13 protein-coding genes are annotated in these 15,010 nt (G+C 62.9%); 7 read left to right on the forward strand and 6 right to left on the reverse strand.

Annotated elements, in window-relative coordinates:
* Positions 1-60 precede the first annotated feature (60 nt).
* From pgm to ACJ8PN_RS01645, 3 genes are all read left to right on the forward strand, one after another.
* Positions 61-1,704: a phosphoglucomutase (alpha-D-glucose-1,6-bisphosphate-dependent) gene (gene pgm / locus ACJ8PN_RS01635; protein ID WP_351106953.1), complete on the forward strand. Its 1,644-nt coding sequence runs from the start codon at positions 61-63 to the stop codon at positions 1,702-1,704.
* A gap of 191 nt (positions 1,705-1,895) precedes the next feature.
* Complete coding sequence (locus tag ACJ8PN_RS01640; RefSeq protein WP_015376959.1) at positions 1,896-2,534, forward strand: PadR family transcriptional regulator; 639 nt, start codon at positions 1,896-1,898, stop codon at positions 2,532-2,534.
* Entirely contained in the window at positions 2,534-2,833 is a 300-nt protein-coding gene (locus tag ACJ8PN_RS01645; protein ID WP_004939927.1) for a DUF3861 domain-containing protein, read from the forward strand. The genes ACJ8PN_RS01640 and ACJ8PN_RS01645 overlap by 1 nt, the downstream gene beginning before the upstream one ends.
* 27 nt (positions 2,834-2,860) lie before the next feature.
* Here ACJ8PN_RS01645 and kdpE read toward each other — a convergent pair whose 3' ends face one another.
* The 6 genes from kdpE to ACJ8PN_RS01675 all read right to left on the reverse strand — a co-directional run bounded on the left by kdpE (position 2,861) and on the right by ACJ8PN_RS01675 (position 10,798).
* Complete coding sequence (kdpE, locus tag ACJ8PN_RS01650) at positions 2,861-3,550, reverse strand: two-component system response regulator KdpE (protein WP_033637458.1); 690 nt, start codon at positions 3,548-3,550, stop codon at positions 2,861-2,863.
* 16 nt (positions 3,551-3,566) lie between these two features.
* A complete protein-coding gene (gene kdpD, locus ACJ8PN_RS01655; protein ID WP_033633919.1) occupies positions 3,567-6,263 on the reverse strand; it encodes a two-component system sensor histidine kinase KdpD in 2,697 nt (898 codons plus the stop codon).
* A 73-nt stretch (positions 6,264-6,336) separates the two neighbouring features.
* Positions 6,337-6,906, reverse strand: coding sequence for a potassium-transporting ATPase subunit KdpC (gene kdpC, locus ACJ8PN_RS01660; protein ID WP_015376963.1), 570 nt, complete (start codon positions 6,904-6,906; stop codon positions 6,337-6,339).
* An 18-nt stretch (positions 6,907-6,924) separates the two neighbouring features.
* On the reverse strand, positions 6,925-8,994 hold the full coding sequence (gene kdpB / locus ACJ8PN_RS01665; RefSeq protein WP_351106959.1) for a potassium-transporting ATPase subunit KdpB: 2,070 nt from the start codon (positions 8,992-8,994) through the stop codon (positions 6,925-6,927).
* Between the two features lie 26 nt (positions 8,995-9,020).
* Positions 9,021-10,709, reverse strand: a complete 1,689-nt coding sequence (gene kdpA / locus ACJ8PN_RS01670) for a potassium-transporting ATPase subunit KdpA (RefSeq protein WP_004939918.1) — start codon at positions 10,707-10,709, stop codon at positions 9,021-9,023.
* Positions 10,709-10,798, reverse strand: a complete 90-nt coding sequence (locus ACJ8PN_RS01675) for a K(+)-transporting ATPase subunit F (protein WP_016928742.1) — start codon at positions 10,796-10,798, stop codon at positions 10,709-10,711. Before ACJ8PN_RS01675 ends, kdpA begins: the two co-directional genes overlap by 1 nt.
* 441 nt (positions 10,799-11,239) lie before the next feature.
* Here ACJ8PN_RS01675 and ACJ8PN_RS01680 point away from each other — a divergent pair, with 441 nt between their 5' ends.
* The 4 genes from ACJ8PN_RS01680 (at position 11,240) to ACJ8PN_RS01695 (ending at position 14,996) form a co-directional block, all read left to right on the forward strand.
* On the forward strand, positions 11,240-11,449 hold the full coding sequence (locus ACJ8PN_RS01680) for a YbfA family protein (protein WP_004939916.1): 210 nt from the start codon (positions 11,240-11,242) through the stop codon (positions 11,447-11,449).
* Positions 11,450-11,590: 141 nt separating this feature from the next.
* Positions 11,591-12,547: a YbgA family protein gene (locus ACJ8PN_RS01685; protein WP_084826673.1), complete on the forward strand. Its 957-nt coding sequence runs from the start codon at positions 11,591-11,593 to the stop codon at positions 12,545-12,547.
* 15 nt (positions 12,548-12,562) lie between these two features.
* Positions 12,563-13,993: a deoxyribodipyrimidine photo-lyase gene (gene phrB / locus ACJ8PN_RS01690; RefSeq protein WP_437189226.1), complete on the forward strand. Its 1,431-nt coding sequence runs from the start codon at positions 12,563-12,565 to the stop codon at positions 13,991-13,993.
* A 22-nt stretch (positions 13,994-14,015) separates the two neighbouring features.
* Positions 14,016-14,996 carry an MBL fold metallo-hydrolase gene (locus ACJ8PN_RS01695; RefSeq protein ID WP_351106967.1) on the forward strand — a complete coding sequence of 327 codons (981 nt, stop codon included), beginning with the start codon at positions 14,016-14,018 and terminating at the stop codon, positions 14,994-14,996.
* The last annotated feature ends 14 nt before the right edge of the window (positions 14,997-15,010 follow it).

Raw genomic sequence — 15,010 nt, forward strand, 5'->3', positions numbered from 1 at the left:
CATGATGGCCGTGCGCGACGTATTTGCCCGGTCACCGACAGGGATGAGGGAGATATGTCGATGGCGAATAATCCACGTGCCGGGCAGCCCGCCCGTCAAAGCGATCTGATCAACGTAGCCCAGCTGACGTCGCAGTACTATGTGCTGCAACCGGAAGCCGGCAATCCCGCACATGCGGTGAAGTTTGGCACCTCCGGCCACCGCGGCAGCGCGCAGCGCCACAGCTTCAACGAAGCGCACATCCTCGCCATCGCTCAGGCGATCGCCGAAGTTCGTCATCAGCAGGGCACCACCGGCCCGTGCTACGTGGGTAAAGACACCCATGCGCTGTCCGAGCCGGCCTTTATTTCCGTGCTGGAAGTGCTGACCGCCAACGGCGTCGATGTGATCGTGCAGGAAAACAACGGCTTCACGCCAACGCCGGCGGTATCGCACGCCATTCTGTGCCACAACCGCCGCGGCGGCGCGCAGGCCGACGGCATCGTCATTACGCCGTCCCACAACCCGCCGGAAGACGGTGGCATCAAGTACAACCCGCCGAACGGCGGTCCGGCTGACACCAACCTGACGTCGGTGATCGAAAAGCGCGCCAACGAACTGCTGGCGCAGCAGCTGAAAGGCGTTCAGCGCCAGTCGCTGGACAAGGCCTGGAACAGCGGCCACCTGCACGCCAAAGATCTGGTGCAGCCTTATGTCGAAGGCCTGGTTGACGTGGTCGACATGCCGGCCATTCAACGCGCCGGCCTGAAGCTGGGCGTGGATCCGCTCGGCGGTTCCGGCATCGCCTATTGGCAGCGCGTGGCGGAACACTACAAGCTGGATCTGACGCTGGTGAACGACTCCATCGATCAGACCTTCCGCTTTATGCACCTGGATCACGACGGTATCATCCGCATGGACTGCTCGTCCGAGTCGGCGATGGCCGGCCTGCTGGCGCTGCGCGACAAATTCGATCTGGCGTTCGCCAACGATCCGGATTACGACCGTCACGGCATCGTCACGCCGAAGGGCCTGATGAACCCGAACCACTATCTGGCGGTAGCCATCAACTACCTGTTCCGGCATCGCCCGCAGTGGGGCGCCGATGTGGCGGTAGGTAAAACGCTGGTGTCCAGCGCGATGATCGATCGCGTGGTGGCTGACCTGGGCCGCAAGCTGGTGGAAGTGCCGGTCGGTTTCAAATGGTTCGTGGACGGCCTGTTCGACGGCAGCCTGGGCTTCGGCGGCGAAGAGAGCGCCGGGGCCTCGTTCCTGCGCTTCAACGGCCAGCCTTGGTCGACCGACAAAGACGGCATCATCATGTGCCTGCTGGCGGCTGAAATCACCGCGGTAACCGGTGAAAATCCGCAGCATCACTATGACGATCTGGCCAAGCGCTTCGGTGCGCCAAGCTACAACCGCATCCAGGCGCCGGCAACCCATGCGCAGAAAGCGGCGCTGTCCAAGCTGTCGCCGGAGATGGTCAAGGCCAGTACGCTGGGCGGGGACCCGATCACTGCGCGTCTGACCGCGGCACCGGGCAACGGCGCGTCGATCGGCGGCCTGAAAGTGATGACCGACAACGGTTGGTTCGCGGCCCGTCCTTCCGGTACCGAAGAGGCTTACAAGATCTACTGTGAGAGCTTCCTCGGGGCGGAACACCGCGAGAAAATCGAGCACGAAGCGGTTGAGATCGTCAGCGAAGTGCTGGCTTCCGCCAAGTAATCACTTTTCTTGATGGATAAAAAGCGCTGTTTTTACAGCGCTTTTTTTATGCCTGTAATTTAGATATATCTTTTTCATGGCACGCGCTTGCGCATTTAGATATATCGATCTAGATTAGCGTTATCGACGCTGTTTAGATATATCTAAACAACCTCGTATTGATGTTCACTGTTAAAGCGAGGTATCACCCTATGTTTCATCGATTAGGTTTACACCGGCATCATCACCATCATGAATGTGAAGAAGGGCGCCGTCATCGCGGTGGGCGCCATCACTTCGGCGGCGACGGCGAAGAGCATGGCCGTGGCGGACGCGGCGGCCGGGGCGGGCGTCATCGTCTGTTCGAACACGGCGATCTGCGCCTGGTGTTGCTGGCGCTGGTGGCGCGCAAGCCCAGCCACGGGTACGAATTGATCAAGGCGATCGAGGAAGCCTCTTCCGGCCTGTATGTGCCGAGCCCGGGGGTGATTTACCCCACGCTGACGCTGCTGGAAGAGCAGGATTTTCTCGAACCGCTCACCACCGGCAACGGCCGCAAAAGCTACCGCATCACCTCGGCGGGCGAGGGCGAGCTGCAAAAGCATCAACAGGTGGTTGAGGTCATTCTGGCGCGTCTGGCGGGTGCCGGCCGCGAGCATCATCGGCACGGCAACTTGGCGGAAGGCATTTACGACGCCATGAACCGTCTGCGCAGTCTGCTGCGCGGCAACGTGATGCGCGCCGATCTTACGCCGCAACAGGTGGAACGCATCAACGCCGCACTGTTGACCGCCGTGGCGGCGATCGAAAGCGAAATGCACATTCAGCCCACGCAGCAGGAGGAGAACTGATGCCCGGCCACCGTTTTAACATTACCGTTGAAGCCCTGAGCGACCGCCAGGGCAACCCCGTCGAGAAGGCACCGCTGAGTTTTGAGGTGACCAACCATGACGATATTCTCGAGATCGTCGAGCGCATTCGGGCGCGTGACGATCTGAACTTCGGCCCTGAGCAGAGCGCGGCCTTCGCCGTGGGGTTGAAACTGTTCTCCGAAGTGATGATCGAAAACCGCAAACACCCGGTGTTCGCTCCGCTGCGCGAGGCGTTCAAGGAATTTATGGTCGGATTGAAGAAGGGCCCGGCGGCGTAACGGCGCGGCAAACCGCGCCCGTCGGGGTTAAGGCATGAAACGGTAGCCGACGCCGGTTTCGGTCAGCAGGTGTTTGGGCCGGGCCGGATCGGCTTCCAGCTTCTGCCGCAGATGGCCCATGTAGATGCGCAGGTAGTGGCTGTGTTCCACGTAGTTCGGCCCCCAGACGTGGCTCAGCAGCTGGCGTTGGGTGATCACCTTGCCGGCGTTGGCCAGCAGCTCCGCCAACAGGCGAAACTCGATCGGCGTCAGGTGCAGATCTTCGTCGTTGCGCAGCACCCGGCGATTCACCAGATCGACGGTGATCGCCGAAAAGCTCACCAGCGGGCTTTCCTGCTGGCTGGCGGAGTGACGGCGCAGCGCGACCCGCACCCGCGCCAACAGTTCGCCGATGCCGAACGGTTTGCTGAGATAGTCGTCGGCGCCGGCGTCCAGCGCGGCAATTTTGTCCTCTTCGGCGTTGCGCGCCGACAGCACGATCACCGGAATGGCGCTCCACTGCCGCAGATCGCGGATGTAGCTCAGCCCGTCGCCATCCGGCAAGCCCAAATCCAGGATGATCAGATCCGGTTTGCGCGTGCCGGCCTCAATCAGCCCCCGCTGCAGGGTTTCACTTTCAAACACCCGCAGGCCTTCGCTCTCCAGCGCGGTGCGCACGAAGCGGCGGATCTCTTTTTCATCTTCAACAATCAGAATGTTGGTTGGCGTTATGCTCACGTTTCCCCTGCGTTGATTACAGATCGAAGGCGTCGCCGTCGATCTCGGGCGGTTTTTCCAGCGGCAGCACGAAGCGGAAGCTGGCGCCGCCGTTGGCGCCGTTTTCCGCCCAGATGCGGCCATCATGCACTTCAATAATGGCACGACAAATGGCTAACCCCAAGCCGACGCCGGGGATCGCCGACTCTTTATTGCCGCGTGAAAACTTGTCGAAAATCAGCTGCAGCTGATCGGCGGGGATGCCGGGGCCGTTATCCCAGACCTCGACTTCCAGCCACTCGGGCAGCGTGCGGGCACGAATGCCGATGGTGGCCTCGGCGCCGGCGTATTTATTGGCGTTTTCCAACAGGTTGGTGAACACCCGTTCCAGCAGGCTGCCGTCGCAGTTGACCAGGATCTGTTCCGGCGGCAGCTCGACCTCGATCGGATGCTGGCTGAGCAGCGGCTCCAGCATGTGCAGCGAAGCGCCGACGATCTCTTCCAGCGACTGCCACTCTTTACGCAGGCTGAAACCGCCGGACTGGATGCGCGCCATATCCAGCAGGTTGTTCACCAGCCGGGTGGTGCTCAGCACCTGCTGGCGGATCTGGCTGGCCTGGGTGGCGTGATTGGAGCCTTCGGCCGCCAGGTCCAGCGTGAGAATTTCCGCCTGGCCGAACAGCACGGTCAGCGGGGTGCGCAGATCGTGCGACAGCGCCGCCAGCAGCGAGTTGCGCAGCTGCTCGCGTTCGGCGTCCAGCTTGGCTTCTTCGGCGCTGCGCGCCAGGTGCAGCCGTTCCAGCGCGCTGGCGATCAGCACTGCGAAGGTTTGCAGCAGCCGCTGTTGTTCCGGCACCATCAGCTGGCGCAGGTTGTTGGGTTCGATCGCCAACAGGCCGAAGGTCTGTTTGGGGGTATTGAGCGGCAGCAGCTGGTAAGGCACGCCGGGCAGAGTGTCGGTGCCGGCACCGGCCGGCAAGCCTTTATCGAAACTCCAGCGCGCGATGGCTTCGTCTACCGACAGCAGCCCGCCTTCCTCGCCGATCATTTGCTGCAGCCGGCCGTCTTCCTGCGGCAGCAGCAGCACGGTTTTCGCCTGGAAGCTGCTGGAGAGGAAATGACGGCTGGTGTTGGCGATGTCGGCCACGGTCAGCGCGCGGCTCAGCCCGCGTGACATTTCGTACAGATGGCGCGCCCGCTGCTCGCGGTAGCGCGCCACCCGGGCCTGATAACGCACCCCGGCGGTCAGGTTGCCGATGATGATGCCGACGGCGAGCATCACGCCGAAAGTCAGCAGATACTGCATATCGCTGACGGCGAACGACCATTCGGGCTGGACGAAGAACAGATCGAAACTGGCGACGTTGATCACCGCCGCCAGCACCGATGGCCAGCGGCCGAAGAACAGCGCGACGATCGCCACGCCGAGCAGGTAGACCATCACCAGGTTGGCCTGATCGAAGCCCGGCAGCAGCCACTGCGAGAGCAGGGTGATCAGTGCGCACAGCGCCACCGCCACCGCGCAGCCGCGCAGCTGCATGCGCCATTTCTCATTGAAGCTGCGGCCGTCGTGCTCCTTGCCCGGCGGCGGCTGTGCGGCGTCGCTGTCCAGCGCGACGATCACCAGATCGAGATCCGGGCCCAGCCGGCCGAGGCGATCGGCGAAGCTGCCGCGCAGCTTCCAGCGTTGCTCGCTGCGGCGGCCGATGATGATTTTGCCGAGGTTATGTTCGCGGGCGTAGCGCAGCACTGCGCGCTCTTCGGACGGATCGGCCAGGGTGGCGGTTTCGGCGCCCAGCTCCTGCGCCAGCCGCAGCGCGCGCAGAATGGCGCGGCGCTGGTTTTCCGGCAGCCGGTGCAGCTTGGGGGTTTCCACGTAGACCGCATGCCAGTGGCAGCCGAGCCGCGCCGCCAGCCGGGCGGCGATGCGCACCAGCTTTTCGTTGCCGCTGTTGTGGCCGACGCACAGCAGAATGCTGTCGCGGGTGTGCCACACTTTCTCGCGCCCTTGGGTGTCGCGAAACTCGCGCATCTGGTCATCGACCCGATCGGCGGTGCGGCGCAGCGCCAACTCGCGCAGGGCGATCAGGTTGCCTTTACGGAAAAAATGCTCGATGGCGCGCTCGGCCTGACCGGGAATATACACTTTGCCTTCGTGCAGCCGCCGGCGCAGATCGTCCGGCGGCAGATCGACCAGCACCACTTCGCTGGCCTCGTCAAACACGTGGTCGGGCACCGTTTCGCGCACCCGCACGCCGGTCACGCCGCCCACCACGTCGTTCAGACTTTCCAAATGTTGCACGTTGACGGTAGTCAGCACGTCGATGCCGGCGTCCAGCAGCTCTTCCACATCCTGCCAGCGTTTGGGGTGGCGTGAACCGTGGGCGTTGCTGTGCGCCAGTTCATCCATCAGGATCAGCGCCGGATGGCGCGCCAGCGCGGCGTCGAGATCGAATTCATGCACCAGCCGGCCGCGATGCTGGATGCGCTTTTGCGGCAACAGCGCCAGGCCGTCGAGCAGGGCGGCGGTCTCGCTGCGGCCGTGGGTTTCCACCACGCCGACCAGCACGTCCAGCCCCTGAGCGCGCAAACGCTGGGCCTCCTGCAGCATGGCGTAGGTTTTGCCCACGCCGGCGCAGGCGCCGAAGAATACCTTCAACCGGCCGCGCGGTTTTTCATTGGCCAGCGCCAGCAGGCTATCGGGATCGGGACGCTGCTGTTCTTCTTCGACCATGACAATTCCTTGTGTTACCAAGCAAAAAGGGGTTCGGCACGCCGAACCCTATCACTATGCTGAATACGGCGCGCTACTTCAACGCATCCAGCGCCAGGTTCAGCTTCAGCACGTTGACCACCGATTCCCCCATGAAGTTGGGCGTGGCCCGATCGGTGTTGTCTTCGATCAGTTTGGCGACCTGTTCCGGCGGCAGATGACGCGCCGCCGCGACCCGCGCCAGCTGATACCGCGCCGCGGCGATCGAAATCTGCGGATCCAGCCCGCTGCCGGAGGCGGTCAGCAGATCCACCGGGATCGGGCCGCTCATGGCCGGATTGGCCTGGCGCAGCTGCGCCGCGCGTTCGGCGATAGCCTTATCCAGCGCCGGGTTGGTGGCCGCCAGATTGCTGCCGGCGGAGGCCTGTGGATTATAAGCCGAATCGCCGGTCGCCGACGGGCGGCCCCAGAAATAGTCGGCGCGCGTGAAGTTCTGGCCGATCAGCGCGGAGCCGACCGCCTTGTCGCCCTGGTACAGCAGCGAACCGTTGGCCGCGCCCGAAAACAGCAGCTGCGCCAGCCCGGTGGTCAGCAGTGGATAGGCGATGCCGGTGATCAGCGTCAGCAGGATCAACATCACCAGCGCAGGTCGTAAATACGTCATGTTCATTTCCCTCAATGGTTAACCGGCGACGTGCAGCGCGACCAGGATCAGGTCGATCAGTTTGATGCCGATGAATGGCACCAGCAGGCCGCCGACCCCGTACAGCCACAGGTTGCGGCGCAGCAGGGCCGCGGCGCTCATCGGTTTGTAGCTCACCCCTTTCAGCGCCAGCGGGATCAGGAACACGATCACCAGGGCGTTGAAGATCACCGCCGACATGATGGCGGAGGCGGGGGAGTGCAGGTGCATCACGTTCAGCGCGTTCAACTGCGGATAGGTGGCCGCGAACGCCGCCGGAATGATGGCGAAGTACTTGGCCACGTCGTTGGCGATGCTGAAGGTGGTCAGCGAACCGCGCGTCATCAGCATCTGTTTGCCGATATGCACCACTTCGATCAGCTTGGTCGGGTTGGAATCCAGATCGACCATGTTGCCCGCCTCTTTGGCGGCCTGGGTGCCGGAGTTCATCGCCACCGCCACATCGGCCTGTGCCAGCGCCGGGGCGTCGTTGGTGCCGTCGCCGGTCATCGCTACCAGACGGCCTTCCGCCTGATACTGGCGGATCAGCGCCAGCTTGGCTTCCGGCGTGGCTTCCGACAGGAAGTCGTCCACCCCGGCTTCGGCGGCGATCGCCGCTGCGGTCAGCGGGTTATCGCCGGTGATCATCACCGTTTTGATGCCCATCTTGCGCAGCTCATTGAAGCGTTCCTTGATGCCGCCCTTGACGATATCCTTCAGTGCCACCACGCCCAGCACCCGGGCGCCTTCCGCCACCACCAGCGGCGTGCCGCCGGTGCGGGCCACGCTTTCCACCAGATCGTCCACCGCCCGCGGGAAGTGCCCCTGATTGGATTCGACGTGACGGCGAATGGCGTCCACCGCGCCTTTACGGATCATGCGCTCCTGCACGTTGACGCCGCTCATGCGGGTCTGGGCGGAGAAAGGCACGAAGGTGGCGTTCAGCGCCTGCAGATCGCGCTCGCGCAGGTTAAAGCGCTGTTTGGCCAGCACCACGATGCTGCGGCCTTCCGGCGTTTCGTCCGCCAGCGAAGCCAACTGCGCGGCGTCCGCCAGCTCTTGCTCTTTGACGCCCGGCGCCGGCAAAAACTCCGAAGCCTGACGGTTGCCCAGCGTAATGGTGCCGGTTTTATCCAGCAGCAGCACGTCCACATCGCCGGCGGCTTCCACCGCGCGGCCGCTGGTGGCGATCACGTTGGCGCCAAGCATGCGGCTCATCCCGGCCACGCCGATGGCGGACAGCAGACCGCCGATGGTGGTGGGGATCAGGCAAACCAGCAGCGCGACCAGCACGGTGATGGTGACCACGCTGCCGCTGCCGGCCGCCTCGACGCTGTATTGCGAGAACGGGAACAGGGTGGCGGTGGCCAGCACGAACACGATGGTCAACGCCACCAGCAGAATGGTCAGCGCGATCTCGTTCGGTGTTTTGCGGCGCTTGGCGCCCTCCACCATGGCGATCATGCGATCGAGGAAGGTTTCCCCCGGGTTGACGCTGCACTGCACCACCAGCCAGTCGGACAGCACGCGGGTGCCGCCGGTGACCGAGGAGAAGTCGCCGCCGGACTCGCGGATCACCGGCGCGGATTCCCCGGTGATGGCGCTTTCATCCACCGAAGCGCCGCCTTCCAGCACTTCGCCGTCGCACGGGATGGTATCGCCGGCTTCCACCAGCACGATATCGCCTTTGCGCAGGCTCTCGGCGGCCACTTTCTCCGTGGCGCCGTCGCGGCGCGGGCCGGCCAGTTTTTTCGCCCAGCTGGTTTTCTTGGTGCCCTTCAGGCTTTCCGCCTGGGCCTTGCTGCGGCCTTCGGCCAGCGCTTCGGCGAAGTTGGCGAACAGCACGGTGAACCACAGCCACAGGGAGACGCTGCCGGTAAAGGCGGCGGCGCCGTCGGTCTGGCCGGTGAGGATCGCCAGCCAGATGGCGGTGGTCAGCAGGCTGCCGATATACACCACGAACATCACCGGGTTGCGCCATTGAACGCGAGGGTCCAGTTTTTTCACCGCATCGATCAGCGCGGTACGCACCAGAGCCGGTTCAAACAGCGCGCGTTGTTTGCGAGTCATCTCTTATTCTCTCTCTGTGACGTCGGTTAGTTTGCCAACCAAAGCTGCAAATGCTCGGCCACCGGGCCCAGCGCCAGCGCCGGCACGAAGGTCAGCGCGCCCACCAGCAGCACGGTGCCGATCAGCAAGCCGATAAACAGCGGCCCATAGGTCGGCAGGGTGCCGTTGCCCGCCGGCTGGCGTGGCTTGGCGCTCAGCGAACCGGCGATCGCCAGCACCGGCAGGATCACCCCGAAGCGGCCGACGAACATGGCGAAGGCCAGGAGCAGGTTGTAGAACGGTGTATTGACGCTCAACCCGGCGAAGGCGCTGCCGTTGTTGTTGGCGGCGGAGGACAGGGCATACAGCACTTCGCTGAAGCCGTGGGCGCCCGGGTTGAGGATGCCGGCGCGGCCCGCGTCGGTGCCGATGGCCAGCGCGCTGCCCAGCAGCACCAGCGTCGGCGTGACCAGGATCGCCAGCGCGGTCATCTTCATGTCATAAACGTCGATTTTCTTGCCCAGGTATTCCGGGGTGCGGCCGATCATCAGACCGGCGATAAACACCGTCAGCAGCACGAACAGCAGCATGCCGTACAGGCCGGAGCCGACGCCGCCGAACACCACTTCACCGATCTGCATCAGCCACATCGGCACCATGCCGCCCAGCGCGGTGAAAGAGTCGTGCATGGCGTTGACCGCCCCGCAGGACGCGGCGGTGGTCACCACCGAGAACAGGCTGGTGGCGAGAATGCCGAAGCGCGACTCTTTGCCTTCCATATTGATGTTGCTGTCGGCGCCCAGCGCACTCAGGTGCGGGTTGCCCGCCAGCTCGGCAACCATCACCACCACCACCGCCACCACGAAGATCAGCGCCATCGCCCAGATCAGCGCGTGGCCCTGACGGTTTTCACCGGCCAGTTGTCCGAAGGAGAAGCACAGCGCGCAGGGGATCAGGAAGATGGCCAGCATCTGCACGAAGTTGGTCAGCACGGTCGGGTTTTCGAACGGGTGCGCCGAGTTGGCGCCGAAGAACCCCCCGCCGTTGGTGCCGAGCATCTTGATCGCTTCCTGCGAGGCTACCGGCCCCATCGGCAGCGTCTGCTGCGCGCCTTCCAGCGTGGTGACGTGCAGGTAAGGCAGGAAGTTTTGCAGCGTGCCCTGGCTGACGAAGAACAGGGCGATCAGCAGCGCGATCGGCAGCAGCACATACAGCGTGATGCGGAACAGATCGGCCCAGGCGTTGCCGACGGTCTTGCCGGCGCGGCGGGTAAAGGCGCGGATCAGCGCAAAGGCCACGGCGATGCCGGTGGCGGCGGAGACGAAGTTCTGCACCGCCAGCCCGGCCATCTGGCTGAAATAGCTGAGGGCGCTTTCACCGCTGTAGGCTTGCCAGTTGGTGTTGGTGACGAAGCTGACGGCGGTGTTGAGCGCCAGATCCCAGGAGAGGCCCGGGAAGCCTTGCGGGTTGAGCGGCAGCGAGCCCTGCGTCATCAGCAAGGCGAACAGCAGCGCCAGCCCGAGCAGGTTGAATGCCAGGATCGCCAGCGCGTACTGCCACCAATTCATCTCGGTGGCGCGGATGCCGCAGGCGCGCCAGACGCCGGCTTCCACTGCGCGCAGCGCAGGCAGCGGCTCACCTTCGATCAGGCGCGCCATAAAACCGCCCAGCGGCCGGGCCAGCAGCAGAAGCACCAGCAGGAAACTGGCGATCAGTAAAAAGGCTGAAGCCGCCATCAGAAATCCTCCGCGTTAAACAGGGCGTAGACCAGATAGGCCAACAGCAGCAGGACCAACAGCGCACCACCAATAACGCTGAAACTCACGGGACACCTCCAGAGGTGTTGTTTTTGATAGAGGCAGTGTAGGGAGAGGGGTAGAAAGAAGATGAAAAAATCGCGCGGGCAGGTGTAAAAAAAGTATAAAAATGGCTGAAATTTCAGCGGAAATTGGCCGTTTCAGGCAGCCTGCTTGCGGCGAGATTGCGCCTGATGTGTGAATAAGCCGGGGCTGAGGTGTGGGATGAAGAACCGAATAATAACCACAATGTAACCCATGTTTAGTTAAAAATTAACTTGATTGTAACAAAATTACGAATCGCTGCGGTGATTAGCGATTTTTTGTGCGATTTAGTGGTCGGATGAGTAGTAAACTTTCATCAAGTGCGCTAAAATTTTGTCCAGTTACCAAATTACCGATTGTTCATTTGATACGCCGACGCCGTTTTCCCTGACAAATCAACGGCAGGCGTTTTTAAGGAGGTTCGCATGTCTACGACCTATCACGCTTATTCACTGCATCGGATTCTCCTGCGCCGCAGCGCAGTGGTTATCGCGGGCATTTTGGCCCTGCCGGTGATGCTGTTCCGCAGCGATCGCGGGCGTTTTTACAGCTACCTGCATCGCGTCTGGTCAAAAACCAGCGATAAGCCGGTCTGGCTGCAGCAGGCGGAACTGGCGTCCTGCGATTTCTACTGAGTCGCTGCCGATTCACGAACAACCCTCGCCTTGCGGCGGGGGTTTTTTTATGCCCTGGCCGTCCCTACCCAACGTAAGGTCGTATTCGGCAAGCCGTTCTTCTACACTTTCCTCAATCGGCTAACAACGCGGGAGAGTGGTATGAGCGACAAGATCCCTATCGGCATCAGCGCCTGTTTACTGGGTGAAGCGGTGCGTTTCGACGGCGGCCACAAGCGGCTGGCCTTTGCGGTGGAACAGTTGGCGCCCTATGTGCGCTTTGAGCCCGTTTGCCCGGAAATGGCGATCGGCCTGCCCACGCCGCGCCCGGCGCTGCGCCTGGTGAAACAGGCGCAGCCCTGGCCGGCGATGCGTTACAGCAACGACGCGAGCGTGGATCTGACCGAGGAGATGCGCAGTTTCTCCGCGCAGCGCGTAGCCGCGTTGCAGCATCTGTGCGGTTATATTGTCTGCGCCAAGTCGCCGAGCTGCGGCCTGGAGCGGGTGCGGGTCTACAGTGAGAACGGCAAAGACTCGCGTAAAAACGGCGTCGGGCTGTTTACCGCCGAACTGCTGCGTCAGATGCCGTGGCTGCCGGTGGAAGAAGACGGACGATTGCAGGATGCGGCATTGCGGGAAAACTTCATTGAACGGGTGTACGCGCTGTATGAGTTGAATATGCTGTGGCGCCAGGGGCTGACCCGCGGCGGGCTGATCGCGTTTCACAGCCGCTACAAGCTTTCACTGCTGGCGCATTCGCAGCCGGCTTATCGCGAGCTGGGGCGCTTCGTCGCCGATATTCACCGCTGGGACTCGCTGGAGGCCTTCGCCGTGGAATACCGCAGCCGCCTGATGGCGCTGTTGGCGCACAAAGCAACGCGGCGCAATCATACCAACGTGCTGATGCACGTGCAGGGGTACTTCCGCCGTCAGCTCAGCACGGCGCAGCGCCAGGAGCTGGCGCACCTGATCGATCGTTATCGGCAGGGCATGCAGCCGCTGCTGGCGCCGATCGCGCTGCTTAAGCATTACATGGCGGAATACCCTGACCGCTATCTGGCGGAACAACGCTATTTCGAACCTTACCCGGAGGCGCTGCGTTTGCGTTACGGCCATTGATTGACAAGGAGTTTTATGACCACGCATCTGGTCTGGTTGCGTAACGATCTGCGTATCACCGACAACAAAGCGCTGCACGCCGCCTGCAGCGATCCCAAAGCCCGGGTGCTGGCGGTGTTTATCGCCACCCCGCAGCAGTGGCGGCAGCATGAGATGGCGCCGCGGCAGGCGGCGCTGATCCACGCCAGCCTGCGGGCGGTACAGCAGGCGCTGGCGCAAAAGGGCATTGCGCTGCATTGCCATGCCTGTTCGGACTTTGCTGCATCGATCGACTGGCTGGCGGACTATTGCCGGCGAGAGCAGGTGGACGCGCTGTTTTACAATCGCCAGTACGAACTGAATGAACGGCGCCGCGATGCGCGGCTGGAGCAGCAGTTGAATGGACGGGTAACGTGCCACGGTTTTGATGACAGCCTGCTGTTGCCGCCGGGCAGCGTGCTAACCGGCGGCGGCGAGATGTACAAGGTTTATACGCCGTTTCGCAACGCCTTCATTCAGCGCCTGACTGAGTCCGACGTGAGCTGCCTGCCGGCGCCGAAGATCCGTGCCGATGGCGCGTTGCCTGCGCCTGAAGCGCCGGCGGCGTTCGATTATCCCGCGGCGGAGATCGGGGATGACTATCCCGCCGGCGAGGAGGCCGCGCTGCAGCGGCTGCGCGCCTTTTGTCGTGAGCAAGTGCAGGATTACCTTCGCCAGCGCGATCTGCCCGCCATCGCCGGCACCAGCAGTCTGTCGCCCTATCTGGCGATTGGCACGCTGTCGCCGCGCCAGTGCTTCAATCGCCTGCGCGCCGAATGCCCGCAGCTGCTGGAAGATCGCGAGAGCGGCGCTTTCGCCTGGCTGAACGAGCTGATTTGGCGCGAGTTCTACCGCCATCTGCTGGTGGCCTATCCCGAGCTGTGCCGCCATCGGCCGTTTATCGCCTGGACGGACAAAGTGCGCTGGTGCGATGACGCGGCGAAGCTGCAGGCCTGGCAGCGGGGCGAGACCGGCTATCCGATCGTCGATGCCGCCATGCGCCAGCTGAACGCTACCGGCTGGATGCACAACCGGCTGCGCATGATCAGCGCCAGTTTCCTGGTGAAGGACCTGCTGATCGACTGGCGCGCCGGGGAGCGCTACTTCATGTCGCAACTGCTGGACGGCGATCTGGCGGCCAATAACGGCGGCTGGCAGTGGGCGGCCTCCACCGGCACCGACGCCGCGCCGTATTTCCGCATCTTCAACCCGACGACGCAGGGTGAACGTTTTGATCCACAAGGCACTTTCATCCGTAAATGGTTGCCGGAACTGGCGGATGTGCCCGACAATGACATCCATTACCCCCACCGTTGGGCGGAAAAGCAGCGCCGTACGCTGAACTACCCGCTGCCGATCGTCGATCACAAACAGGCCCGCGTGGAGACGCTGGCGGCGTTCGAGGCGGCGAAACGGGGAGAGTCTTGAGGCAACTGCAAGGAGCGACGTAATGATGAAAAAGGTGCTGGCCCTGTGCCTGAGCGGCTATTCCGCGCTGGCGATCGCCGGCTTTGACGTGGTGGCGCTGGGCGTCGACGGCGGCGTCAGCGACGGCAACCTGACTTCCTACCTGATCCGCAGCGATAATCAGCCGCAGTATGTGGCGCTGGACGCCGGCTCGCTGCTGCCGGGCATCGCCAAAGGGCTGGAGAAGGGCAGTTTCCCGCAGGTGACCCCCGAGCTGGCCGCGCCTTACACGCCACAGGGCTACGTGTTCCGGCAGTTGATCGGCAGCTACTTTATCAGCCACGGCCATCTGGACCACGTGGCGGGGCTGATCGTCGGCTCGCCCGAGGATAATAAAAAAACCGTTTACGCCCAGGCGGACACCGTGCTGACCCTGCGCAACCATTACTTCAACTGGAAGGCCTGGCCGAACTTTACCGACGCCGGCAATGGTGCGCGGCTGGGCACCTACCGGCTGCAAACGGTGCGGCCGCAGCAGCGATTTACCCTCGGCCTGACCGGGTTGACCGGCGTGATGTATCCGCTCAGCCACGATCGCTATCCGTCGTCGATGCTGCTGATTTCCAACGGCAACGAGTTCTTCGCCTATTTCGGCGATACCGGGCCGGATAAGGTGGAGCAGTCGCGCGATCTCGATACCGTCTGGCGCGCGCTGGGGCCGCTTGTCGAGCGGAAAAAGCTCAAGGGCATGATTATCGAAACCTCTTACCCTAACGGGGTGGAGGACAAACATCTGTACGGCCATTTGACGCCGGCCTGGTTGCTGAAGGAGCTGAATAATCTGACGCAGTACAGCGGCGGCGAAGGCTCGCTGAACGGTCTGCCGGTGGTCATCAGCCACATCAAGCCCAGCCTGAAGCAGGGCGAAGACGCGCGCGCCGCCATTGCGCAGCAGCTGGCGCAGGGCAACGATCTGGGGGTGAAATTCATCCTGATGGCGCAGGGCGACCGGCAGACATTTTGACTATGAAGAGAGAA

Origin of the sequence: Serratia sp. CY76391 (assembly GCF_052166695.1) — a bacterium.
Taxonomy (GTDB): domain Bacteria; phylum Pseudomonadota; class Gammaproteobacteria; order Enterobacterales; family Enterobacteriaceae; genus Serratia; species Serratia nematodiphila.